Here is a 23,588-nt window from a genome sequence, read left to right on the forward strand (position 1 = left end):
ACGCCATGTCCGACCAGACGATAGGCCTGCTGTCGCTGCTGGCCACGCTGGCCTGCTATGCGGCCAACAAGCGCGTGTACCGCCGCCATCCGCATCCGCTGCTCATGCCCATCGTCGCCACGCCCATGGTGCTGATCGCGCTGGCGCTGCTGACCCATGTGCGCTACCCGCAGTACATCGCCCAGACGCACTGGCTGGTTTGGCTGCTGGGCCCCACCACGGTGGCCTTTGCGCTGCCCCTGCACGAAAACCGCCACTTGCTGCGCAAGCACTGGATGTCGATCGCCACCGGCGTGCTCGTGGCCAGTGGCGTGTCCATTGCCACCACCATCTGGTTCGCACAGGCCTTCGGACTGCCCGTGGACCTGCAAAAGGGCCTGGCCGTGCGCTCGGTGACCACCCCCTTCGCCATCGAGGCCGAGCGCGTGCTGGGCGGGCCCACCGACCTGGCCGCGCTGTTCGTGCTGCTCACGGGCGTCAGCGGCATGCTCATGGGCGAGACCATCCTGCGGCTGCTGCCGCACGTACGCAGCAAGCTGGCTGCGGGCGCCATTCTGGGCGGTGCCGCGCATGGCAGCGGGGTGGCGAAGGCGCGGCAGTTTGGGGATGTGCAGGCGGTGGTTGCTTCGTTGGTGATGATGATTGCGGGGGCGTTGAATGTGGTGGTGGCGCCTTGGGTGAGGGTGCTGTTTTTCTGAAGTGATTTTCTGAATTGATGCGGGAGCTGCCATCCTTGTCCAGGGTTTGATGGCTGGGGCTTTTGGGGGCCTGGCTGTCTTTGGGTTTGGGGCTGTATGGGGCTGCCCGTGAGGGCGTCCGCATGCCTTGCACATGGTCTTGACTCCCGCCCACCTTGTTTGCTTTTGGCTTAGGTGCATTTTTTGCCCCTGCCGGGTGGTTGTTTTTCGAGGCCGGGTCTCGGCCCGGCAGCCGACTGCCCTTTCTTGATTCGCCAAGAAAGGTCAGATCAAAGAAGGCGACCCGGATGTCCGCGACCCCTTCGCTGCGCTGCGGGGCCACCTGCGCCGTGGCGGTTGCGGGGTTCGCCGTGAAACTCACTTCGCTCTGCGAGCTACGTTCAAACAATCACGGCGAGTCAGATGACGAAGCAGTCCTGTCCTTCGGCAGGACTGCAACCCCGCAACCGCCACGGCGCAGGCGCGGGCATACGGGGAGTGGGTGTGGGCCTTCGCTGCGCTCGGCCTGGAGTGCTGGGGCGCTTGCCATCTTGAAAGCCTCTATCATCGCGGCAGCCCCCTGTTCCGGGGCCGGTGCGTAAGAACACCCAAAACGAAGCGGTGCGGCCTCGCCGTCAAGGAGGCCTTGTCACGTCTGATTTCCGGAGCGTGGGCGCAAGCCTGCGTTCCTGCGGTTACGGACGGGATGGGGCTACCCGCAAGGGCGTCCGCACGGCTTCGTTCGTGTTCTTAACATCCCGTCCACCTGTCTGTGCGTAAGAACACGGGCCGGTGGTTTTTGTTCTCACGAAGGAGTACGAAACCATGCACGGCATTTCTTCTTTTGCATTCCCCTCTGCCACCCAAGCGCCTCACTCTCGCGCATCTGCCATGGGAAGGGTGGCGCCATGAGTACCGCTTCCACAACCCTGACCCAGCCCACGCCGCAGCAGTTGAGCCATGCCGTGACCGAAATCGGTCGGCTGACGCTGCAGGGCAGCAGCGAGGTGTACTCGCTGGGCCAGCTGGCGCTGGCCTGGCTGGAGCGGCCCGAGGGCTACCGCAATCTGGAGGTGGTGGCCAATGCGCTGCAGGCCATTTGCGGGGCTGCGCAGCGGATGGAGGAACTGGTGGAGGACGAGGTCAACCACGTGCATTGCCTGCAGGAAGACCCGGCGTATCTGCGGCGGATAGCGGCTGCTGCGGCGGCGTTTCAGCGCTGATTCGCTGGTCCGCTTGCCAGGGCGCCCCGGGCTGCTGACTCCCGGAATCCGCCCAATGAAAAAGCACCTCGAAAGGTGCTTTTTTCTCGTCAGCCGAATGCTGTTCAGGCCAGCGTGTAGGCGGTCTTCACCGTCGTATAGAACTCCTGCGCATAGCGGCCCTGTTCGCGCGGGCCGTAGCTGCTGCCTTTGCGGCCGCCGAAGGGCACGTGGTAGTCCACGCCGGCCGTGGGCAGGTTGACCATGACCATGCCGGCCTGGCTGTGGCGCTTGAAGTGGGTGGCGTGCTTGAGGCTGGTGGTGGCAATGCCTGCGGCCAGGCCGAAGGGCGTGTCGTTGGCCACGGCCAGGGCTTCCTCGTAGTCCTTGACGCGGATGACGCTGGCCACGGGGCCGAAGACTTCCTCGCGGTTGATGCGCATGGCGGCCTGGGTGTCCACGAACAGGGTGGGCGCCATGTAGTAGCCCTTGTTGCCGCTGCCGGTGTGGCAGGCGGCGGCTGCGCCGCCGGCAGCCAGCACGGCGCCTTCGGCCTTGGCGATTTCCACGTAGCTCAGGTCCTGCTCCAGCTGGGCCTGGCTGACCACGGGGCCCATGTCGGTGCCTGCGGCGCGGGCGTCGCCCACCTTGATCCTGGCCATGCGGGCCTGCAGGGCCTCGATGAAGGCGGGGTAGATCCTGTCGGTGACGATGAGGCGGCTCGATGCCGTGCAGCGCTGGCCCGTGGAGTAGAAGCCGCTTTGCGCGGACAGCTCCACGGCCTGGGTGAGGTCGGCGTCGTCCAGCACGATCTGCGGGTTCTTGCCGCCCATCTCCAGCTGCACCTTCTTGCCGCTTTCCACGCAGGCGCGGGCAATGCCGCGGCCCACGCCCACGGAGCCGGTGAAGCTGATGGCGGCCACGTCGCTATGGCGCACCAGGGCATCACCGATGACACGGCCCGGGCCCATGACGAGGTTGAAGACACCGGCCGGAATGCCCGAGCGGTGAATGATGTCGGCCAGCGCCCAGGCGCTGCCGGGCACCAGGTCGGCGGGCTTCAGGACCACGCAGTTGCCGAAGGCCAGGGCCGGGGCGATCTTCCAGGCGGGAATGGCGATGGGGAAGTTCCACGGCGTGATCAGGCCCACCACGCCGACGGGCTCGCGCGTGATTTCCACGCCGATGCCGGGGCGCACGGAGGGCAGGGTTTCGCCGGCCAGGCGCAGGCATTCACCCGCGAAGAACTTGAAGATCTGGCCTGCGCGGCCGACTTCGCCAATGGCTTCGGGGCGGGTCTTGCCTTCCTCGCGCGCCAGCAGGTCGCCCAGCTCTTCCTTGCGGGCCAGGATTTCGTTGCCGATCCTGTCCAGGGCGTCGTGGCGGGCCTGGATGCCCGAGGTGCTCCAGGCGGGAAAGGCCGCGGCCGCCGCGGCGATGGCGGCTTCCACATCGGCGACATTGCCCTGGGCGTACTCGCCGATCACATCGGACAGGTCGCTGGGGTTGGTGTTGGCGCTGTAGCCGTCGGCGGCCTTCCATTGGCCGTTGATGAGGTTGTCGTAGCGGGACATGAGGTGCTCCGGGAAAGGGGTAACGGAAGGAAGGGGTCAGCGGACCATGCAGGGGCGCTTGTTGTCGAAGGTCCAGCCGGGAATCAGGTACTGCATGGCCATGGCGTCATTGCGCGCTCCCAGGCCGTGCTCCAGGTACAGGGCGTTGGCGCGCTGCAGCGCGGCGCGGTCCACGGTGACGCCCAGGCCCGGGGTCTTGGGCACTTCGACGAAGCCGCCCTTGATCTGCAGCGGGTTCTGGGTGAGGTACTGGCCGTCCTGCCAGATCCAGTGCGTGTCGATGGCCGTGACCTTGCCGGGCACGGCGGCGGCCACGTGGGTGAACATGGCCAGCGAGATGTCGAAGTGGTTGTTGGAGTGCGAGCCCCAGGTCAGACCCCAGTCGCGGCAGGTCTGGCCCACGCGCACGGAGCCCGCCATGGTCCAGAAATGCGGGTCGGCCAGCGGGATGTCCACGGACTGCAGCGACAGCGCATGCACCATCTGGCGCCAGTCGGTGGCGATCATGTTGGTGGCCGTGGGCAGGCCGGTGGCGCGGCGGAATTCGGCCATGACTTCGCGGCCCGAGAAGCCGTTCTCGGCGCCGCAGGGGTCTTCGGCATAGGCGAGCACGCCGTGCATGTCGCGCATGAGGCGGATGGCGTCCTTGAGCAGCCAGCCGCCGTTGGGGTCCAGCGTGACGCGCGCCTGCGGAAAGCGCCTGGCCAGCGCGGTGACGGCCTCCACCTCCTGCTCGCCGGCCAGCACGCCGCCCTTGAGCTTGAAGTCGTTGAAGCCGTAGCGCGCATGCGCCGCCTCGGCCTGGCGCACGATGGCGGCCGGGTCCATGGCGGTCATGTGGCGCACCTGCGTCCAGTCGTCGCTGCCGCTTTGGTCTTCGCCGGGCTGGACGTAGGGCAGGTCGGTCCTGTCGGTGGGGCCGGTGAAGAACAGGTAGCCCAGCATCTCCACGCGGTCGCGCTGCTGGCCTTCGCCCAGCAGGGCCGCCACGGGCACGCCCAGGTGCTGGCCCAGCAGGTCCAGCAGGGCCGACTCCACGGCGGTGACGGCATGCACGGCAATGCGCAGATCGAAGGTCTGCAGGCCGCGCCCGCCCGTGTCGCGGCCGGCCAGGGCCTGCTGCACGTTTTGCAGCAGCTTGAGGTGGTTGCCCACGGACTGGCCGATGAGCAGCGCCTTGCTGTCCTCCAGCGCCTTGCGTATGCCTTCGCCGCCAGGCACTTCGCCCACACCGGTGTGGCCCGCGCTGTCGTGGATGAGCACGATGTTGCGCGTGAAGTAGGGCGCATGCGCGCCGCTGAGGTTCATGAGCATGCCGTCGCGGCCGGCGACGGGAATGACTTCGATCTCGGTGATGGTCGGGGTGGAGGACATGGCGTGCTCTTGGATCGTTGGATCGGTCTCTGGGAAAAAAAGGGCTATGCGGTGGTGGCGGTGGCCGGCTGCTGCGCGGCCGACCAGGGCACTTCGGCCTCGGGCCGGCCCGTGGCGATGAATTGCGCCAGGTTGCGCAGCACGAGGTCGGCCATGGCGCGGCGGGTTTCATGCGTGCCGCTGGCGATGTGGGGCGCAAGCACCACGTTGTCCTGCGACAGCAGCTCGGCATGGGGGCGGGGCTCGTCCTCGAACACATCCAGGCCCGCGCCCGCGATGCGGCCCTGCTGCAGGGCCTGGACCAGTGCGGCCTCGTCGACCACGCTGCCGCGCGCCACGTTGATCAGAAAGCCCTGCGGGCCCAGCGCGTCCAGCACCTCGGCGTTGACCAGGTGCTGCGTGCCGTCGCCGCCTGCGGCCGTGATGACGAGGAAGTCGGCCCAGCGCGCCAGCTCCAGCAGCGAGGGCTGGTAGAGGTGGGGCGATCCCTCGACCGGGCGGCGGTTGTGATAGGCCACCTCCATGTCGAAGCCGGCCGCGCGGCGCGCCACGGTGGAGCCGATGCGGCCCATGCCGAAGATGCCCAGGCGCTTGCCGCTGGCACGCGTGCGGATGCCGAAGCGGCCCTGGCTCCAGTCGCCCCGGCGCACGAAGCGGTCGGACTCGCTCAGGCCACGCGCGGCGTCCAGCAGCAGTGCGAAGGCCATGTCGGCCACGCAGTCGTCGAGCACGCCGGGCGTGTAGCCCACGCGGGCTCCCTGGCGCAGCAGGGACTCGCGGTCCAGCGCGTCAAAGCCCACGCCGAAGCTGCTCACGAAGCGCAGCTGGGGCAGGGCCTGCACCACGCTCGCGGGCACGCCCATGGCGGCCGAGGTGACCAGGTATTCGAACTGCGCGCCGTGCTCGGCGAGAAAGCGCTCGCGGTCGGGCTGCTCGGACAGCAGCGTCACCTCATAGGCCTGGGCCAGCTCGGCATCGAGCTGGGGCAGCGGCATCTTGCCGAACTGGAGAACGCGTGGACGGGAGGTCGCCATGCCTTGGAATCCTTGGAACTTGCAGGGGCTGCAAGCCCCGGTGAAAAGGGCCTGCGGTGCGCAGGCCAGCGGGCAAAGGCCAGCGGGCAAAGGCCGGCGGGCAAAGGCCCCGGGGCCGGCCCGTTGTTTCCAGCTCAATCAGCGGTGATCTTTCTTGTCTGGATGAGCTGCCTCCAGCGCTCCGATTCCCGGGCCTGGTAGCGCGTGAATTCCTCGGGCGTGTTGCCCACGATCTCCAGGCCCTGCTCCACGAAGCGCTTGCGGATGTCGGGCTGCTGCACGGAGGCGATGGCGGCCTTGGCCAGCTTGGCCTTCACATCGGCGGGCAGGCCCTTGGGTGCGGCCAAGCCTTGCCAGGAATAGACCTCGGCGCCCTTGACGCCGGCCTCGGCCAGCGTGGGCACATCGGGCAGCACGGGCGAGCGCTGGCTGCCGGTCACGGCGATCGCATGCAGCTTGCCGCTGCGCAGATGGGGCAGCACGGCGTTGACGTTCTGGAACGAGAAGTCCACCTGGCCGCCGATCAGGTCGGTGATGGCCGGGGCGCCGCCCTTGTAGGGAACGTGCATGCCTTCGGTGCCGCTTTGCTGCCAGAACAGCTCGGCCGACAGATGGTCCGAGGAGCCGTTGCCCGAGCTCGCGAAACTGATCTTGCCGGGGTTGGCCTTGAGCGCGGCGATCACCTCGGCCACGGTGCGGGCCTTCTGCGCGGGGCTGGCCACGAGCACGTTGGGCGCCTGCACGGGGATGGTGATGTAGTCGAAGTCCTTGCCTGCGTCATAGGGCACGTTCTTGACCAGGTGCGGCGTGACCACGAAGGGGCCCAGCGAGGCCACCAGCAGGGTGTAGCCATCGGCCGCTGCGCGCTTGACGGCGCCCGCGCCGATGGTGCCCGTGGCGCCGGGGCGGTTTTCCACCACGAAGGGCTTGCCCAGCTGCTCGCCCATGCTCAGGGCCATGGCGCGGGCCACGGTGTCGGTGGAGCCGCCAGCCGGGAAGGGCACGATGATGTTGACGGCCTTGTCCGGGAAGCTGCCGGCCGCCTGCGCCGTGAGGGCCAGTGCGGCACCCAGCGCGATCAGAATCTTTTTCATGTTCTTGTCTCCTGGGGGGTGCAAGGGCCGGACTGGCCCCTGCGCCCGGTCTTGTGGCTTATTGGGGGCCGAGCTTGTCGATCAGGGCCTTGAGCTCTTCCAGCTCGGAGGGCTTGAGGTCCGTCAGCGGGGCGCGCACGGGGCCGGCGTCGTGGCCCACCAGCTTGGCGCCGGCCTTGATGATGCTCACGCCGTAGCCTTCGACGCGGTTGCGGATCTTCAGGTAGGGCATGAAGAATTCCTTGAGCAGCTTGTGCTGCGTGGCCATGTCGTCGGTGCGCACGGCTTCGTAGAACGCCATCGCCGTCCTGGGGATGAAGTTGAAGACGGCCGAGGAGTACACCGGCGTGCCCAGGGCCTTGTAGGCGGCCGCATAGACCTCGGCCGTGGGCAGGCCGCCCAGGTAGGCGAAGCGGTCGCCCATCGTCATGAAGATGGAGGACATGGTCTCGATGTTGCCCATGCCGTCCTTGAAGCCCACCAGGTTGGGGCAGCGCTCGGCCAGGATGGCCAGCGATTCGGGCGTGAAGCGGGTGCGGTCGCGGTTGTAGACGATGACGCCGAACTTCACGCTCTTGCAGACCTGCTCCACATGGGCGATCAGGCCTTCCTGGCCGGCTTCGGTCAGGTAGTGGGGCAGCAGCAGGACGCCGTGGGCGCCCAGGCGCTCGGCCTCCTGGGCGTGTGCGATGGCCGTGCGCGTGGGTCCGCCGGCGCCCGCGATGATGGGCACCTTGCCGCGGCAGGTGTCCACGGCGGTCTTGATGATCTGGCCGTATTCCTCGCCGTACAGCGAGAAGTACTCGCCCGTGCCGCCGGCCGCGAACAGCGCGCTGGCGCCGTAGGGGGCCAGCCATTCGAGGCGGGCCGCATAGCCCTTGGCATTGAAGTTGCCGTTGCTGTCGAAGTCCGTCACGGGGAAGGACAGCAGGCCGGAACTCATCACGTCTTTGAGGTCTTGGGGGGTCATGGTGCTCTCGGGAACAAGGGTGGGGAAGAAAGAAAAAGGGGTGGAGTCAGTCGAGCTTCAAACCGGCTGTCTGAACCACTTTTTGCCAGCGCTGGCGTTCGGTGGCCAGGAAGCGCGCGGTCTCGGCGGGGTTCATGGTCACGACCTCGGCGCCCTGGCCCGTGAGGCGGGCGCGCACCTCGGGCGAGCGGATGGCGGTGATCAGGGCCTCATGCAGGCGCTGGACCACGGCCTCGGGCGTCTTGGCCGGAACGACCACGCCTTGCCAGGTGCCGGTCTCGAAGCCGGGTACGCCCTGCTCGGCGATGGTGGGCACGTTGGCGGCCAGCGGCATGCGCGTGCCCTTGGACAGGCCCAGCAGCTTGAGCTTGCCGCTTTGCACATGGGGATAGGTGGCCAGCATGCCGTTCATCAGCACCTGGGTCTGGCCTGCCACCGTGTCCTGTATGGACTGCACGCCGCCCTTGTAGGGCACGTATTCCCAGCGGGCGCCCGTGGCGCGCGCCAGTTCCACGCCGGCCAGGTGCGGGGCGCTGCCCGTGGCGGTGACGGCAAAGCTCAGGTCTTCCTTCTTGGACAGCGCCACCAGCTCCTGCAGGTTGTTGGCTGGCACCGAAGGATGGACCACCAGCAGGTGGGGCGAGTAGGCCAGCATGGCCGTGCCGCGCAGGTCCCGGGACAGGTCGAAGGACAGCTTGGTGTAGAGCGAGGGCGAGATGGCCAGCGCACCCAGGTCGCACAGCATCAGCGTGTGGCCGTCGGGCTGGGCCTTGGCCACCATGTCGGCGCCCAGGTTGCCGTTGGCGCCAGGCTTGTTCTCGATGACCACGGGCTGCTTGAGTTCCGCCGACAGCAGCGGGCCGATGGCGCGCGCAATGATGTCCGAGCTGCCGCCCGGCGGGTAGGGCACCACCAGGCGCAGCGGCCGCGTGGGCCAGTTGCTCTGGGCCAGCGCGCCGGCGCCGGTGGCCACGAGGGCGGTGGCGCCAGCGGCGCGCAGGAATTGCTTTCGGCTCAGGGTCATGCTCTTGTCTCCGGGTTTTGTGTTGTCAGTTGTCGTACAACTGAAGCGAATTTTCAACCGAGACATGCATGCCGTGATAAAGGGTTTTCCCTTGGTTGTCTGAATTCCTGTGCCGGCGCCATCCGTCCCGCAGGGCGCAGGGCGGTCCAGGATGCCCAGAAGGCGTCAGAAGGCGTCAGGCGGCGCTGGTCTTTTGCGCCAGGCGCAGGCGTTCGCGGCTGTTGGTCAGGTGGATGCGCATGGCCGCGCGGGCCGAGTCGGCGTCCTGGCGCTCGATGGCGGCGAGGATTTCCTCATGCTCGCGGTTGACGCGGCGCAGGTAGTCGGGGTCGCGCTGGGGCTGGTGGATGGAGGCGATGCGCGTGCGCGGAATCAGCTGGGCGCCGAAGTGGCGCAGGATGTCGCCGAAGTAGCGGTTGCCCGTGGCCTCGGCGATCTGGGTGTGGAAGGCCAGGTCATGGGCCACCGTGTCCTCGCCGCGCGCAAAGGCGATCTCGAAGGCCTGCAGCGCCGTGCGTATGCCCTGCAGCTGCTCGGGGCTGCGGCGCAGCGCGGCCAGGCCGGCGCTTTCGGTCTCCAGGCTGATGCGCAGCTCCAGCACGGCCATCACGTCTACGGCGGCCGTCAGCTCGTCGGCATTGAGCATCAGCGTGGATGCGGGCTGGGCGGCGCGCACGAAGGTGCCTATGCCATGGCGCGTCTCCACCAGGCCCGAGGCCTGCAGGCGCGACAGCGCCTCGCGCACCACGGTGCGGCTGACTTCGTAGGTCTGCACCAGCGACGATTCCGTGGGCAGCTTCTCGCCTTCGGCCAGCAGGCCGTTGCGGATCTTGCTCGCGAACTCGTCGAACAGCAGGGCGGCCAGATTGCGGCCGCTGCGACCGGACTTTCCTCGCAGGGGAAGCTCGATCGTTGGGGGTGATGCGGGAAATCCCTTTGCCGAACTTTCCATGGTGCTGATCATAATCGCTCCAAGTTGTACGACAACGTATCACAAGACGTCAATGCTTTCGCAGATTTTTCCGATTTTCCGACCCCGTCCGCAGTCCAGATGAGCACCTCCCAAGCGACCCACGCGATCCGCCACGTCCGCATCACGCCCATTGCCTTCCGTGATCCGCCGCTGCTCAATGCGGCCGGCATCCACGAGCCCTGGGCGCTGCGCTCCATCATCGAGATCGAGACGGCCTCGGGCCTGGTCGGCATCAACGAAAGCTACGGCGACCAGCCCATGCTCGATGCGCTGGCCAAGGCCGCGCCCGCGCTGGTGGGGCTGTCGCCCTGGGCGCTCAACGAGATGGAGGCCCGCGTCGCGGCCCTGGTGGCGCCGCCTGCGCTGACGGCGTCGGAGTTCCTGGGCCAGCAGGTGTCGCTGGCGCCGGGCACGCATGTGTCCAAGACCGTGGCCAAGGTGGTCAGCGCCTTCGAGGTCGCCATGCTGGACCTGCAGGGCCAGATGGCCGGGGCGCCCATCGTGGACCTGCTGGGCGGGGCGGCGCGCGACAGCGTGCCGTTCTCGGCCTACCTGTTCTACAAGTACGCCGAGCACATCGACAGGCCCTATGGGCCAGATTCTTCGCCCGACGCCTGGGGCGAGGCCCTGGCGCCGCAGCAGCTGGTGGAGCAGGCGCGGCGCATGATTGCGCAGTACGGCTTCCAGAGCATCAAGCTCAAGGCCGGCGCGCTGCCGCCCGGGCAGGAGGCGGCCGGCATCCTGGCGCTGGCCGATGCCTTTCCGGGCACGCCGCTGCGCATCGATCCCAATGGCAACTGGACGGTGGAGACCAGCCTGAAGATCGTGCAGCAGCTGCAGGGCGTGCTCGAGTACTACGAGGACCCGGCGCCGGGCCTGGACGGCATGGCCGCCGTGGCGCGCGAGTGCGATGTGCCGCTGGCCACCAACATGGTGGTGACGGACTTTGCCGAGTTCCGCCGCAACGCCGACATGGGCTGCCCCGTGAAGATCGTGCTCAGCGACCACCATTACTGGGGCGGGCTGCGCGCCACGCAGCGCCTGTCCACGCTGTGCCGCACCTTCGACCTGGGCCTGTCCATGCACAGCAATTCCCACCTGGGCATCAGCCTGGTGGCCATGACGCACCTGTGCGCCAGCGTGCCCCTGCTGACCTATGCCTGCGACACGCACTACCCCTGGCAGGACGAGGAAGTGGTCGAGGGCGGCCGGCTGCAGTTCGAGCAGGGCAGCCTGCGCGTGCCCACGGCGCCCGGCCTGGGTGTGCGGCTGGACCGCGAGGCCCTGGCCCGCCTGCACGACAACTACCTGCACTGCGGCATCCGCAACCGCGACGACCTGGGGCAGATGCGCAAGTACGACCCCGCGTTCACCGGCCACCAGCCGCGCTTCTGAACCCGCTTTCACACGATTCCAACGACACAAACCCGGAGACAAGCACCATGCAACGCCGCACACTCATCCAACATTCCCTCGCCAGCGCCCTGCTGCTGGGCACGGCCCTGGCCGCCATGCCGGCCGCAGCGCAGGGCAACTGGCCCACGGGCAAGCCCATCACCTACCTGGTGCCGTTCCCGCCCGGCGGCAATACCGATACGCTGGCGCGCGTGATCGCCCAGCCGCTGAGCAAGGCCCTGGGCACGCCCGTGGTGATCGAGAACAAGGGCGGCGCGGGCGGCAGCGTGGGCTCGGCCATTGCGGCGCGCGCACCGGCCGATGGCTACACCATCCTGGGCGGCACCATCAGCTCGCACGCCATCAATGTGAGCCTGTACGCCAAGCTGGACTACGACCCGGTCAAGTCCTTCACGCCGGTGGCCATGCTGGGCTCGGGCCCGCTGGTGCTGGTGGTGCCGGCCTCCAGCCCCTACAGGACGCTGGCCGACGTGCTGGCCGCCAGCAAGGCCAAGGCAGCGGCGGGCGGCCTGACCTCGGCCTCGCCGGGCAGCGGCACCTCCAACCACATGGCGCTGGAGCTGCTGGGCTACCAGACGGGCGTGAAGTTCACCCATGTGCCCTACAAGGGCAGCGGCCCGGCCGTGCAGGACGTGATCGGCGGCCAGGTGGACATGATGTTCGACACCGCCCTGGTCGTCGGCCCCCATGTGCAGGCCGGCAAGCTGCGCCCCATCGCCGTGACCAGCTCCAAGCGCCTGGAATCCCTGCCCGATGTGCCCACCATTGCCGAGGCCGGCGAGAAGGGCTTCGACATGGGATCGTGGCAGGCCGTGTTCGCGCCCGCAGGCACGCCGGGCCCCATCGTGGAGCGGCTGCATGCGGAGATCATGAAGATCGTCGCCACGCCCGAGGTGCAGGCGCGCCTGAAGAACTTCGGCATGCTGCCTTCGCAGATGACGCCGGCCGAGCTGGGCGAGTTCCAGAAGGCCGAGGTGGTCAAGTGGGGGAAGGTGATCAAGGCTGCTGGAATAAAGGCAGAGTAAATAAAGCACCCCCTGAGCGGCTTGCGCCGCTTCCCCCTCGTTGCACGGCGCCTCTCTACTTGCTTCGCAAGGGAGGGGGACGACACCCTCGGTGCGGGGCGGCCCTTCCTCGGTGTCCCTCGCCTTGGGCCGCGCCAGTCGCGCAGGCTGTGCCAACTGCTTTACTGCTGTAGTGCCAGCCCTTTAGAAAATTGAGACATTGCCATGAGTACCCCACTTCCTCTTTCCATCCGCATGCATCCGGCCGACAACGTGGCCATCGTGGCCAATGACGGGGGGTTGCCTGCGGGCACGGTGATGTCCGGGGGGCTGGTGCTGGTCGACAAGGTGCCGCAGGCGCACAAGGTGGCGCTGGTGGACATTGCCGAGGGCGGCGAGGTGCGCCGCTACAACGTGGTGATCGGCTATGCGCTGCAGGCCATTGCCGCGGGCAGCTGGGTGCATGAGCGGCTGCTGCGCATGCCGGGGGCGCTGTCTCTTGAGGGGTTGCCGATCGCCACGGTGCAGCCGCCCGAGCTGCCGCCGCTGACGGGCTACACCTTCGAGGGCTACCGCAATGCCGATGGCACGGTGGGCACGCGCAACATCCTGGCCATCACCACGACGGTGCAGTGCGTGGCCGGGGTGCTGGATTTCGCGGTGGGCCGCATCAAGGCCGAGCTGCTGCCGCGCTATCCGAACGTGGACGATGTGGTGGGCCTGGAGCACAGCTATGGCTGCGGCGTGGCCATCGATGCCGTGGGCGCCGAGATTCCGCAGCGCACGCTGCGCAACATCAGCCACAACCCGAATTTTGGCGGCGAGGTGATGGTGGTGAGCCTGGGCTGCGAGAAGCTGCAGCCCGAACGGCTGCTGCCGCCGGGGTCCTTCCCCATCGTCGATGAGCGCGAGCCCGCGCTGGACGTGGTCTGCCTGCAGGACGAGGCGCATGTGGGCTTCATGTCCATGGTGGACTCCATCATGGGCCGCGCCAGGGTGCATCTGGAGCGGCTGAACGCGCGCCGGCGCGAGACCGTGCCGGCCAGCGCCCTGGTGGTGGGCGTGCAGTGCGGCGGCAGCGATGCGTTCAGCGGCGTCACGGCCAATCCGGCCGTGGGCTTTTGCACCGATTTGCTGGTGCGCGCAGGCGCCACCGTGATGTTCAGCGAGGTGACCGAGGTGCGCGACGGCATCGACCAGCTCACCTCGCGCGCCTCCAGCCCCGAGGTGGCCCAGGCCATGATCGAGGAGATGGCCTGGTACGACGCCTACCTGGACAAGGGCCGCGTGGACCGCAGCGCCAACACCACGCCGGGCAACAAGAAGGGCGGCCTGTCCAACATCGTCGAGAAGGCCATGGGCTCCATCATCAAGAGCGGAACGGCGCCCATCACCGGCGTGCTGTCGCCGGGCCAGCGTCTGGCCGACCGGGGCATCCAAAGCGGCCTGGTCTACGCGGCCACGCCGGCCAGCGACTTCATCTGCGGCACGCTGCAGCTGGCCGCCGGCATGAACCTGCATGTGTTCACCACGGGCCGGGGCACGCCCTACGGCCTGGCCCAGGTGCCCGTGATCAAGGTGGCCACGCGCAGCGACCTGGCGCGGCGCTGGCATGACCTGATGGACGTGAACGCGGGCCGCATCGCCGAGGGCCAGGCCAGCATCGAGGACGTGGGCTGGGAGATGTTCCGCCTGATGCTGGACGTGGCCAGCGGCCGCAGGAAGACCTGGGCCGAGCAGTGGAAGCTGCACAACGCCCTGGTGCTGTTCAATCCAGCGCCCGTGACCTGAGCCGCGCGCACAGGCCCCTGTCGGCACAGGCTGACAGGGCGCCGGTGCGCCGCTGCGCACAATGGGGGCCATGCCCTCAGATACCCCGGAAACTCCCCCCGCTTCGTCCTGGTCCGCACGCCTGGACCGGCTGCTGGAACTGAACCCGCTGCGCGCCATGTGGAACGCCGTGCAGCTGTGGCTGGACGCCGATGGCCTGCGCATGAGCGCCGCCATGTCCTTCTACGGCATCCTGAGCCTGGCGCCGCTGCTGCTGCTGCTGGTCGGCGTGCTGGGCTGGTGGGTGGACCGCAGCTATGTGGAGCACCAGCTCATCGACCAGGTGCAGGACGTGATCGGCGAGCGCGGCGCCCAGGTGGTGCGCGGCGCGCTGGAAAGCGCCCAGCGGCCCGACGAGGGGCGGCTGGCTTCGCTGTTCGGCTTCATCCTGCTGATGTCGGGCGCCACCGGTGTCTTCGTGGAGCTGCAGTCCGCGCTGGAAAGGCTCTGGACCTCGAACGGCGAGCCGCCGCCGCCCAAGGCCGTGTGGTGGCGCATGGCCGCGCTGCGGCTGCGCGGCCTGACCTATGTGCTGGCGCTGGGCTTCTTGCTGCTGGTGTCCATGGCCCTGTCCACGGCCATCCAGCTGATCACCAACTGGGCCGGCACCAAGCTGCAGATGCAGCCGCTGGGGCCGCTGGTCAGCCTGATCAACGAGTGCGTGTCCTTCGGCATCACCGTGCTGCTCTTTGTGGGGCTGATGCGCATAGGCGGCGGCCCCAAGCCCCGGCTGCGCTATCTGATCTTCGGTGCCATCATCGGCGCCCTGCTGTTCACGCTGGGCAAGCAGGCCCTGGCCTGGTACCTGGCCACGGCGGCCGTGGTCTCGGCCTATGGCGCGGCGGGCTCGCTGGTGGTGCTGCTGATGTGGATCTACTTTTCCTCGGCCATCCTGCTGCTGTCGGCCGCCACGGCCAAGGCCTTCAGCGATGCCGGCGTGCGCTTCACCCACCCTATCCGCTGGGCGCCGCCCGCCGAGGCGGCCAGCGCCGGGGACACTCCAGGCGGCAAGGGCTGAGTTCCCGCATTTCGACGAAGATGAACGCCTGCGCCGCGGCCCGCAAAGCCGCGGCGCAGGCGTTTGGGCAATGGAACAATGCAGCAAAGTCCCCTGGCACCAAGGCCGGGGGCCAAGGACAAGATGGACCGATTGCAGACCATGCGGGTATTCCAGACCGTGGCCGACGAGGCCGGGTTTTCGGCGGCGGCGCGGCGCCTGGACATGTCCGTGCCCACGGTCACGCGCCTGGTGGCCGACCTGGAGCAGCACCTGGGCACGCGGCTGCTGCAGCGCACCACGCGAAGCGTGTCGCTGACCGAGGCTGGCGAGGCCTACCTGGAGCGCGTGCGCGGCATCCTGGCCGATGTGGAGGACGCCTTCAGCCTGGCCCAGGCGCACACGCTGGAGCTGTCTGGCGCCGTGCGCGTGCTCACGCCGCCCGTGTTCGCCGAGCATGTGCTGGCACCGCTGGTGGCGGACTTCCACCGCCTGCATCCGCGCATTTGCATCGAGGTCTTCGTGGAGTCGGCCAGCGAGGCGGCCGTGGGCGAATACGACATCACCTTCCTCAATGCCGAGGAGGGCTACGACGGCAACGTGGTGGCCCGGCCCATCGTCACCACCTGCGGCCTGGCCTGTGCCGCGCCCGAGTACCTGGACGCCCATGGCGTGCCTGTCGTGCCCGAGGACCTGGCCGGCCACCAGTGCCTGCTGCGCCGGCGCATCCAGGGCCGCTCCGACATGCTGCGCATGCGCCGGCTCGACGGCAACGCGGGCGAGGTCGAGGTGGCCGTGCGCCCCGTGCTGGTGGCCAACCACACGGGCACGCTGCTGCGCGCCACGCTGGACGGCGCGGGCATCAGCACCCAGCCGCTGGACCTGATCGCGCGCCACCTGCGCTCGGGCCGGCTGCGCCATGTGCTGCCCGAATGGACCACGGGCCGATTCACGCTCTACGCCACCCTGCCCACGCGCAAGTTCATGCCGGCGCGCGTGCGCAGCTTTCTTGACTTCGTGGCCGAGCACACGCAGCGCTCCATGCAGGGCCTGCCCGAGAACCTGCCGGCGCTGTCCATCTAGCGTTCCCCGCTCCTGCCGGCCTGCGCCTGTCATCTAGGTTACTGCCGCAGCGGTTTGAGCCTCGGGGTTTCCCAGGTGAATTCCGCTGTGCGGAATCTTCGGGTTGATGGTGCACGGCACCGCCTCCTAAGCTGGTTCACAGCAAACAAGGAGGCAAGGCAATGCGAGAACAGACCCTGGTCCGGTGGCGGCCACCGGCGGCGGCAGGCGGGAGGCGGTGATGGACGTCTTCCTGCAGCAAGTGCTCAACGGACTGACCCTGGGCGGCATCTATGGCCTCGTGGCCCTGGGCCTGACCCTGGTCTACGGCATCCTGCACGTGCCCAACTTCGCGCACGGGGGCTTCTACATGATCGGCGCCTTCGTGGCCTTCCAGGCCATGGTGGCCTGGAGCTGGGGCTACTGGGCGGCCATGCTGGTGGCGGCGGTGGCGGTGGCGGTGCTGGGCATCGTCAGCGAGCGGCTGATCTTCCATCCGCTGCGCAAGGCCTCGCCCCTGCATCCCAAGATCGCCTCCATCGGGCTGCTGCTGTTCCTGGAGGCCGGAGCCCAGGCGCTGTGGGGCGCGGACTTCCAGCGCATGCCCACGCCCTATACCTCCATCGTGGAGATGGGCGGAATCACGGCGCCTGCGCAGCGCCTGCTGATCATAGTCGCGGCCTTTGCGCTGATGGTGGCGCTGCACCTGTTCCTGACGCGCACCACCACGGGCTCGACCATCATCGCCATGGCCCAGAACCGCGAGGGCGCATCGATGGTGGGCATCGACGCCAACCGCGTATCCATGCTGACCTTTGCCATCTCGGGCGTGCTCGCGGCCGTGGCGGCCACGCTGTATGCGCCCATCAACCTGGTCTATCCGGCCATGGGTCACCTGGTCATCACCAAGGCCTTCGTGATCATCATCCTGGGCGGCATGGGCAGCATCCCGGGCGCCGTGCTGGGCGGGCTGATCATCGGCTTCGCCGAGAGCTTCGGCGCCTACTACATCTCCACCGACTACAAGGACATCATCGCCTTCGTGCTGCTGGTGGTGATCCTGTCGCTGCGCCCTCAGGGCCTGTTCGCCAAGAGGAGTCATTGAATGAACGGATTCATCGACTCCCGCGTTGCCTGGGGCCTGCTGCTGGCCGCCGGCATCGCCTTTCCCTGGCTGGCGGGCAACGACTACCACCTCACGGTGATGAGCACGGCCTACATCTTCGCCATCGCCACGCTGGGCCTGAACCTGATCACGGGCTACACGGGCCAGCTCAATCTGGCGCATGCGGGCTTCATGGCCGCGGGCGCCTATACCGTGGGCATCCTTACGGTGGACCATGGCTGGCCGTTCTGGGGCGGGCTGGTGATGTCGGGCGTGGTGTGCGCGGTGCTGGGCTACCTGATCGGCATCGTCTCGCTGCGGCTCAAGGGCCACTACTTCTCCATCTTCACGCTGTGCGTGGGCTACATCATGTTCCTCGTCATCGAGAAGTGGGAGGGCCTGACCCACGGCACGGTGGGCATCATGGGCATCCCCGCGCCCGAGGCCCTGGGTGCGCTGAGCTTCGAGTCGCCGCTGGCGCTGTACTACCTGGTGCTGGCCTTCCTCGTGGCCTCGGTCTGGGTGATGCGGCGCATCGTCCGGTCGCTGCTGGGCCGCACCTTCGTGGCCATCCGCAACAGCGACGAGCTGGCCGAGGCGCTCGGCATCAACCTCATGCGCAACAAGGTGCTGGCCTTCATGCTGAGCGTGGTCTACGCGGGCGTGGCGGGCGGCCTGTATGCGGGCTTCGTGCGCTTCATCGGGCCGGACATGGCGGGCGTGCACCACACCTTCGACATGATGATCTTCGCCATGGTCGGCGGCATGGGCACGGTGCTGGGGCCGCTGCTGGGCGCCATCGGCATGCCCTGGATCACGCAGTACCTGCAGTTCCTGCAGGAGTACCGCTTCATCGTCTTCGGCCCCATTCTCGTGATGCTGGTGATCTTCATGCCCTACGGCGTGGTGGGCAGCGTCACCGCCTGGCGCGCGCGCCGCAATGCCAAGGAGGGCAAGCCGCATGCTCAAGATTGACCACCTGACCAAGCGGTTCGGCGGACTGGCCGCCGTGAGCGATGTCAGTACCGTGATCGAGGAAGGCCGCATCAACGCCATCATCGGCCCCAACGGCGCCGGCAAGACCACGTTCTTCAACCTGATCAGCTGCGTGCACAAGCCCACCTCGGGCACCATCACCTTCAATGGCCAGGACGTGACCTCGCTGCGCACCGACCAGGTGGCGAAACTGGGCGTGGCGCGCACCTTCCAGACCACGGCGCTGTTCGACCGCGCCACGGTGCTGGACAACCTCATCGTGGGCCACCGGCTGCGCACGCGCTCAGGGCTATGGGATGTGCTGCGCGGCTCCAGCCGCCTGCGCGAGGAAGAGCGCGTGTGCCGCGAAAAGGCGCGCGACGCGCTGGACTTCGTGGGCCTGTCGCATGTGGCCGGCCGCATTGCGGGCGACATCACGCAGGAGGAGCGCAAGCGCGTGGCCTTCGCGCTGGCCCTGGCCACCGACCCCAAGCTGATGCTGCTCGACGAGCCCGCCGGCGGCGTCAACCCCGAGGAGACCGAGGGCCTGGCCGAGCTGATCCGCAAGCTGGTGCGCCACGGCATCACGGTGGCGCTGATCGAGCACAAGATGGGCATGATCATGAGCCTGGCCGACAAGATCCTGGTGCTCAGCTACGGCGAGAAGATCGCCGAGGGCACGCCCGAGGAGATACGCCGCAACCCCGCCGTCATCGATGCCTACCTGGGGAGCGAGCATGCTGAAGTTTGAGAACGTGTCGCTGCGCTACGGCAGCTTCCTGGCGCTGGACGGGGTCAGCCTGCATGCCGACCGGGGCGAGCTGGTGGTGCTGCTGGGCGCCAACGGCGCAGGCAAGAGTTCGCTGTTCCTCACGGCCAGCGGCATCCACAAGGCCGCGGGCGGCTCCATCGTCTGGAACGGGCAAGAGCTGGCCGGGCGCAAGCCTTCGGCCATCGTGCAGTCCGGCGTGGTTCAGTGCCCCGAAGGGCGCAAGCTGTTTCCCCAGATGTCGGTGCTGCGCAACCTGCAGCTGGGCGCCTATGTGCACCGCCGCGACCCCGGTCCCAGCCAGAAGACGCTGCAGGAGGTGATGGAGCTGTTTCCCATCCTGCGCGAGAAGCAGCACGACCCGGCCGGCTCGCTGTCTGGCGGCCAGCAGCAGATGGTGGCCATCGGCCGCGCCATGATGGGCCGGCCCCAGGCCCTGCTGCTGGACGAGCCCTCGCTGGGCCTGGCGCCCCTGGTCATCAAGCAGATGTTCGAGGCCATACAGCGCATCAACGCGGCCGGCACCACCGTGCTGCTGGCCGAGCAGAACGCCTATGCGGCGCTGAAGATCGCGCACCGCGCCTATGTGATGGAAAGCGGCCGCATCGTGCGCGAGGGCAAGCCGGCCGAGCTGCTGGCTGACGACTCCATCCGAAAAGCCTACATCGGTGCATGACGCCGCCTCTTGCCTCTACCCAAGCCACCACCACCAACGATCCAAGGAGACAGACATGACAGCATTCGCACCATTGACCCGCCGCAGGGTGGGCACGCTGGCCCTGGCCTGCGCCGCCGTGGCCGCCGCCGGCCCTGCGCTGGCCCAGGAAGTCGTCAAGATCGGCTACTCCGGCCCGCTGTCGGGCGGCGCTGCCCAGTACGGCAAGAACGTGCTCGACGGCATGCAGATGGCCGTCTCCGAGATCAATGCCGCAGCGCCCGAGATCGGTGGCAAGAAGGTCAAGATCGAGATCGTTCCGCTGGACGACAAGTACAACCCGTCCGAGACCGCGATCAACGCCCAGCGCCTGGTGCAGCAGCACAAGACGGCGGCCATCCTGGTGCCGCATTCGGGCGGCATCTTCGCGCTGCAGACCACCAACGAGCGCAGCAACTTCATCGTGCTGGCCTACAGCTCGGTGCCGCAGATCACCAACCGGGGCAACAAGCTGACCCTGCGCATCCCGCCCGAGTTCACCTCGTATATCGACCCGTTCTCCAAGTACGTGATGGGCCGCTTCGGCAAGAAGGTGGCCCTGGTGGGCGCCGACCACGACTACGCCAAGGCCTGGGTCGCCGCCTTCAAGCCCGGCTGGGAAAAGCTGGGCGGCACCGTGGTGGCCGAGAACGCCATGAGCTACAACCGCGCCACCGATTTCTACAGCGGCGTGAGCAAGGCCCTGGCCGAGAAGCCCGACGTGCTCTTTGTGGGCGGAGCCTCCGAGCCCACGGCCCTGGTCGTCAAGCAGGCTCGCGAGCTGGGCTTCAAGGGCGGCTTCGTGGTCATGGACCAGGCCAAGCTCGACGAAATGGCCCGCGTGGTCGGCGGCTATGCGCCGCTGGAAGGCGCCATCGGCGTCATGCCCGTCTCCGAGGACACCAAGCCCGAGAACAAGGCCTTCGTCGAACGCTTCGGCAAGGTCTACCCGGGCCGCATCCCCGGCTCGGAGGCGCAGTGGAACTACACGGCCGTGCACGCCACCGTCAAGGCCATGCAGCTGGCCGGCTCGGCCTCGGACACCAAGGCCATCCACGCCAAGCTCGACGAAGCCTACAAATCCCTGCGCCCCGACGTGAACCCCGGTGGCGTCAAGGGCGTGGATGAGCGTGGCGGCACGTTGACCACGGAGCGCGGCGCCGCTGTGCGCGACGGCAAGATCGAGGCGGTGATGACGGTGGCGAACAAGTAGAGCGCCGCTCAGTTTTTCGACCGAAAGCGCCTGGTGCCAGCTTGATCTGGCCCAGGCGCTTTCTTGTGGACTCAGTTGCCTGATGCTTACGTTTGACGTTACTGACGCGGTGCGTTATTATTTGCTTCCATGACGATCCAGTCATTCAAGTGCCCCGACACCGAGCAACTGTTCCAGCAGAGGCGGGTGCGTCGGTGGAGCAGCATTGAAGTGGTTGCGCTGCGCAAGCTTCGGATGCTGCATGCCGCTCATGTGCTTCAGGACTTGAGGGTCCCGCCCGGAAACCGGCTGGAGGCGCTACAGGGGGATCGCAAGGGGCAGCACAGCATCCGCATCAATGACCAGTGGCGCGTGTGCTTTGTGTGGACCCATGAAGGCCCGAGTGAGCTGGAGATCGTCGATTACCACTGAAGCGAAAGCGTTGATCCTGGATCTGGCGCAGGAGTGCTGACCATGAACAAACCTTTGAACCTCCCCACGCCAGGCGAAATCCTGGCCACTGAATTCCTGGAGCCCATGGGCCTGACGCAATACCGCCTGGCCCAGGCCATCCATGTCCCGCAGACACGCATCGCGGCCATCGTCAAGAACGGCCGCTCCATCACGGCGGATACGGCGCTGCGCCTGGCGCGCTTCTTTGGCACGTCCGTGGAGTTCTGGATGAATCTGCAAAGCCAGTACGACGCCGATATCGCGCGCGAGGCCATAGGCGACGACCTGGAGTCCATCGAGCCCTTTGCTCTGCAGGCTTGAAGAAGACATGCTGAGTCGCTGCGCAGCGGCTCACGTAAGAAAGGCCCCTGCACCGCGGTACAGGGGCCTTTCTCATTGCAGGGCTGCGTTGTTTACAACAAGCTCGCTCCACCATCCAGCACCAACGCCTGCCCCGTCATGTGCCGCGATGCATCGGACGCCAGGTAGACCACGGCGCCCTTGAGGTCCTCCTCGCCGCCGATGCGTCGCAGCGGGGCGCGGGCGATGAGCTGGTCGCCGAGCTTGTCGATGAGGCCGTTGGCCAGCTTGCTGGGGAAAAAGCCCGGGCAGATGGAGTTGACGCGGATGCCGTAGTGGCCCCATTCCGAGGCCAGGGTGCGCGCCAGGTGCACGGCGGCCGCCTTGGAGGTGTTGTAGGCCACGGTGTTCATGCCGGGCGGCGTGCCCTTGAAGGCGGCGACCGAGGCCGTGATGATCACGTTGCCCCGGCCCTTGGGGATCATCACGCGCCTGGCCACTTCGCGGGTGAGGAAGAAGGGTGCGGAGACGTTGAGGTTCATGACCTTGTTCCAGGCCTCGTCCGGGTATTCCTCGGCCTTGGCGCCCCAGGTGGCGCCCGCGTTGTTGACGAGGATGTCGATGTCGCCGCAGCGCGCCAGCACGTCCTCGACCAGGGCGGGGATGGTGTCGAACTTCTGCAGGTCGTTGGTGAAGGTCTCGACCTGGTAGCCAAGGCCCTGCAGGTGGGCCTTGGCTTCGGCCAGCTCGTCGGACTTGCGCGCCGTGATGGCGAGCCGGGCGCCCATCTCGCCCAGCGCCTCGGCCATCTGCAGGCCCAGGCCGCGCGAGCCTCCGGTGATCAGGGCGGTCTTGCCCGTGAGGTCGAACAATGCTTTCACGCTCATGCTGTATGTCTCCTGGCTTGGGTTTCTGGTGGTTGAGCAACACCTGCATGCTAGGGCGCCGGCACCGTGCACGCTGTCGTCTTGGCTACTTTGCCGTGCTGAGCGGTACCGCGCGGGCACCTGCGGGACAGGCGTTCAGGCCCTGTCGATGTCCTGCTGCAGCCGCCGCACCATGCGCTGCAGCGCGGGCACGCCGTCCTGGCGCAGCGCGTCGGCCGTGACGAAGCGCGAGGGCCCGCCCAGGCTGACGGCCATCAGCGGCAGGCCGCGCCCCGGCGAGAAGGCCAGGGCAATGGCGTTGACCTCGGGCTGCCAGTCGCCGAACGAGCGCGACAGCCATGGCTGGGGCTGGTTGCCTGCCTCCGGCCACAGCGGCAACTGGGCCTGTGCGGCGGCCCATTGCTCGGGGGCGTGCGATTGCAGGTAGTCCAGCGCGCGCTGGCGCTCGGACGCGGGGCTGGCGGCCAGCCAGGCACGGCCCACGGCCGTGGTGGCCAGGGGAATGCGCGAGCCCATGTCCAGGTCGCGGTGCATGAAGCGCGCGCTGGGGCAGTGCTCGATGTAGACCATGTTGTGCCGGTCGCGCGTGGCCAGGGCCACCTCGGCATCGGTGGCGGCCGCCAGCTTGCGCATCAGCGGGCGCGCGATCTGGCGCACGTCCAGGCGCGAGAGCATGGCGCTGCCCAGCGCCAGCGTGGCCGTGCCCAGGCGGTATTTGCCCTCTTCGGGCACATGGATGAGGTAACCCAGCGTGGTCAGCGTGTGCGTCAGGCGCGAGACCGTGGACTTGGGCAGTCCGCAGCGCCTGGCGATGTCCTGGTTGCCCAGCAGCTTCTCGCCGGAGCGAAAGCACGACAGCACGTCCAGCCCGCGCGCCAGTGCGACGATGAAGTTGCGGTCTTCGTCGCCTGGCGGGGCTGAAGGGAGGGAGGAGGGCGGCATGCGCCGATTATCGGCAGCCGCCCCGCCACGGGGTGTCGTG

The 23,588-nt window shown here is 67.8% G+C and carries 23 protein-coding genes; 14 read left to right on the forward strand and 9 right to left on the reverse strand.

All coding sequences use genetic code 11. From position 1 onward, the window contains the following. Positions 1–5: 5 nt before the first annotated feature. Positions 6–698: an LrgB family protein gene (locus ACF8NF_RS15315; RefSeq protein ID WP_061287476.1), complete on the forward strand. Its 693-nt coding sequence runs from the start codon at positions 6–8 to the stop codon at positions 696–698. 887 nt (positions 699–1,585) lie between these two features. Then, positions 1,586–1,900, forward strand: coding sequence for a hypothetical protein (locus ACF8NF_RS15320; protein WP_315530390.1), 315 nt, complete (start codon positions 1,586–1,588; stop codon positions 1,898–1,900). A 104-nt stretch (positions 1,901–2,004) separates the two neighbouring features. On the opposite strand, the gene ACF8NF_RS15325 is transcribed toward ACF8NF_RS15320, so the two are convergent. The 7 genes from ACF8NF_RS15325 to ACF8NF_RS15355 all read right to left on the reverse strand — a co-directional run bounded on the left by ACF8NF_RS15325 (position 2,005) and on the right by ACF8NF_RS15355 (position 9,913). Beyond that, positions 2,005–3,453 carry an aldehyde dehydrogenase family protein gene (locus tag ACF8NF_RS15325; protein ID WP_392450804.1) on the reverse strand — a complete coding sequence of 483 codons (1,449 nt, stop codon included), beginning with the start codon at positions 3,451–3,453 and terminating at the stop codon, positions 2,005–2,007. 36 nt (positions 3,454–3,489) lie between these two features. Further along, positions 3,490–4,827, reverse strand: a complete 1,338-nt coding sequence (locus tag ACF8NF_RS15330; RefSeq protein WP_074921236.1) for an enolase C-terminal domain-like protein — start codon at positions 4,825–4,827, stop codon at positions 3,490–3,492. A 44-nt stretch (positions 4,828–4,871) separates the two neighbouring features. After that, positions 4,872–5,861 (reverse strand): 2-hydroxyacid dehydrogenase, encoded by a 990-nt coding sequence (locus ACF8NF_RS15335; protein ID WP_392450805.1) that lies wholly within the window; start codon positions 5,859–5,861, stop codon positions 4,872–4,874. Between the two features lie 134 nt (positions 5,862–5,995). Further along, positions 5,996–6,955 carry a Bug family tripartite tricarboxylate transporter substrate binding protein gene (locus ACF8NF_RS15340; protein WP_392450806.1) on the reverse strand — a complete coding sequence of 320 codons (960 nt, stop codon included), beginning with the start codon at positions 6,953–6,955 and terminating at the stop codon, positions 5,996–5,998. A gap of 58 nt (positions 6,956–7,013) precedes the next feature. Beyond that, complete coding sequence (gene kdgD / locus ACF8NF_RS15345; RefSeq protein WP_016448682.1) at positions 7,014–7,925, reverse strand: 5-dehydro-4-deoxyglucarate dehydratase; 912 nt, start codon at positions 7,923–7,925, stop codon at positions 7,014–7,016. A 46-nt stretch (positions 7,926–7,971) separates the two neighbouring features. After that, entirely contained in the window at positions 7,972–8,949 is a 978-nt protein-coding gene (locus ACF8NF_RS15350; protein ID WP_026062356.1) for a tripartite tricarboxylate transporter substrate binding protein, read from the reverse strand. A gap of 175 nt (positions 8,950–9,124) precedes the next feature. Next, complete coding sequence (locus ACF8NF_RS15355) at positions 9,125–9,913, reverse strand: FadR/GntR family transcriptional regulator (RefSeq protein WP_034366548.1); 789 nt, start codon at positions 9,911–9,913, stop codon at positions 9,125–9,127. Positions 9,914–10,000: 87 nt separating this feature from the next. Here ACF8NF_RS15355 and ACF8NF_RS15360 point away from each other — a divergent pair, with 87 nt between their 5' ends. The 12 genes from ACF8NF_RS15360 (at position 10,001) to ACF8NF_RS15415 (ending at position 21,740) form a co-directional block, all read left to right on the forward strand. Next, positions 10,001–11,317, forward strand: a complete 1,317-nt coding sequence (locus ACF8NF_RS15360; protein WP_017405276.1) for a glucarate dehydratase family protein — start codon at positions 10,001–10,003, stop codon at positions 11,315–11,317. A 47-nt stretch (positions 11,318–11,364) separates the two neighbouring features. Beyond that, positions 11,365–12,363 carry a tripartite tricarboxylate transporter substrate binding protein gene (locus ACF8NF_RS15365; RefSeq protein ID WP_017405277.1) on the forward strand — a complete coding sequence of 333 codons (999 nt, stop codon included), beginning with the start codon at positions 11,365–11,367 and terminating at the stop codon, positions 12,361–12,363. A gap of 204 nt (positions 12,364–12,567) precedes the next feature. Further along, positions 12,568–14,133 (forward strand): galactarate dehydratase, encoded by a 1,566-nt coding sequence (garD, locus tag ACF8NF_RS15370; RefSeq protein ID WP_267178774.1) that lies wholly within the window; start codon positions 12,568–12,570, stop codon positions 14,131–14,133. A gap of 70 nt (positions 14,134–14,203) precedes the next feature. Continuing rightward, the gene (locus ACF8NF_RS15375) at positions 14,204–15,190 is read left to right on the forward strand and encodes a YihY/virulence factor BrkB family protein (protein WP_046238973.1); all 987 of its coding nucleotides are present in this window, start codon (positions 14,204–14,206) and stop codon (positions 15,188–15,190) included. 123 nt (positions 15,191–15,313) lie between these two features. Beyond that, on the forward strand, positions 15,314–16,252 hold the full coding sequence (locus ACF8NF_RS15380) for a LysR family transcriptional regulator (RefSeq protein ID WP_209670592.1): 939 nt from the start codon (positions 15,314–15,316) through the stop codon (positions 16,250–16,252). A gap of 220 nt (positions 16,253–16,472) precedes the next feature. Next, a complete protein-coding gene (locus ACF8NF_RS15385) occupies positions 16,473–17,336 on the forward strand; it encodes a branched-chain amino acid ABC transporter permease (RefSeq protein ID WP_016448674.1) in 864 nt (287 codons plus the stop codon). Beyond that, positions 17,337–18,311 carry a branched-chain amino acid ABC transporter permease gene (locus tag ACF8NF_RS15390; protein WP_017405281.1) on the forward strand — a complete coding sequence of 325 codons (975 nt, stop codon included), beginning with the start codon at positions 17,337–17,339 and terminating at the stop codon, positions 18,309–18,311. Next, positions 18,298–19,062 carry an ABC transporter ATP-binding protein gene (locus ACF8NF_RS15395; protein ID WP_016452146.1) on the forward strand — a complete coding sequence of 255 codons (765 nt, stop codon included), beginning with the start codon at positions 18,298–18,300 and terminating at the stop codon, positions 19,060–19,062. The genes ACF8NF_RS15390 and ACF8NF_RS15395 overlap by 14 nt, the downstream gene beginning before the upstream one ends. Further along, entirely contained in the window at positions 19,049–19,756 is a 708-nt protein-coding gene (locus ACF8NF_RS15400) for an ABC transporter ATP-binding protein (RefSeq protein ID WP_046238968.1), read from the forward strand. The genes ACF8NF_RS15395 and ACF8NF_RS15400 overlap by 14 nt, the downstream gene beginning before the upstream one ends. Before the next feature lie 55 nt (positions 19,757–19,811). Further along, complete coding sequence (locus tag ACF8NF_RS15405) at positions 19,812–20,987, forward strand: ABC transporter substrate-binding protein (protein ID WP_013800139.1); 1,176 nt, start codon at positions 19,812–19,814, stop codon at positions 20,985–20,987. Between the two features lie 129 nt (positions 20,988–21,116). Next, positions 21,117–21,398 carry a type II toxin-antitoxin system RelE/ParE family toxin gene (locus ACF8NF_RS15410; protein WP_099732503.1) on the forward strand — a complete coding sequence of 94 codons (282 nt, stop codon included), beginning with the start codon at positions 21,117–21,119 and terminating at the stop codon, positions 21,396–21,398. 42 nt (positions 21,399–21,440) lie between these two features. Next, entirely contained in the window at positions 21,441–21,740 is a 300-nt protein-coding gene (locus tag ACF8NF_RS15415; protein WP_013800141.1) for a HigA family addiction module antitoxin, read from the forward strand. 92 nt (positions 21,741–21,832) lie between these two features. Here the strand turns inward: ACF8NF_RS15415 and ACF8NF_RS15420 are convergent, their stop codons facing one another. Next, entirely contained in the window at positions 21,833–22,606 is a 774-nt protein-coding gene (locus ACF8NF_RS15420; protein WP_016448669.1) for an SDR family oxidoreductase, read from the reverse strand. A 135-nt stretch (positions 22,607–22,741) separates the two neighbouring features. Next, positions 22,742–23,548 (reverse strand): IclR family transcriptional regulator, encoded by an 807-nt coding sequence (locus ACF8NF_RS15425; protein WP_016448668.1) that lies wholly within the window; start codon positions 23,546–23,548, stop codon positions 22,742–22,744. Positions 23,549–23,588 lie beyond the last annotated feature (40 nt).

This window comes from Delftia sp. WSY_22 (genome assembly GCF_043104185.1).
Classification (GTDB): Bacteria; Pseudomonadota; Gammaproteobacteria; order Burkholderiales; family Burkholderiaceae_C; genus Comamonas; species Comamonas tsuruhatensis.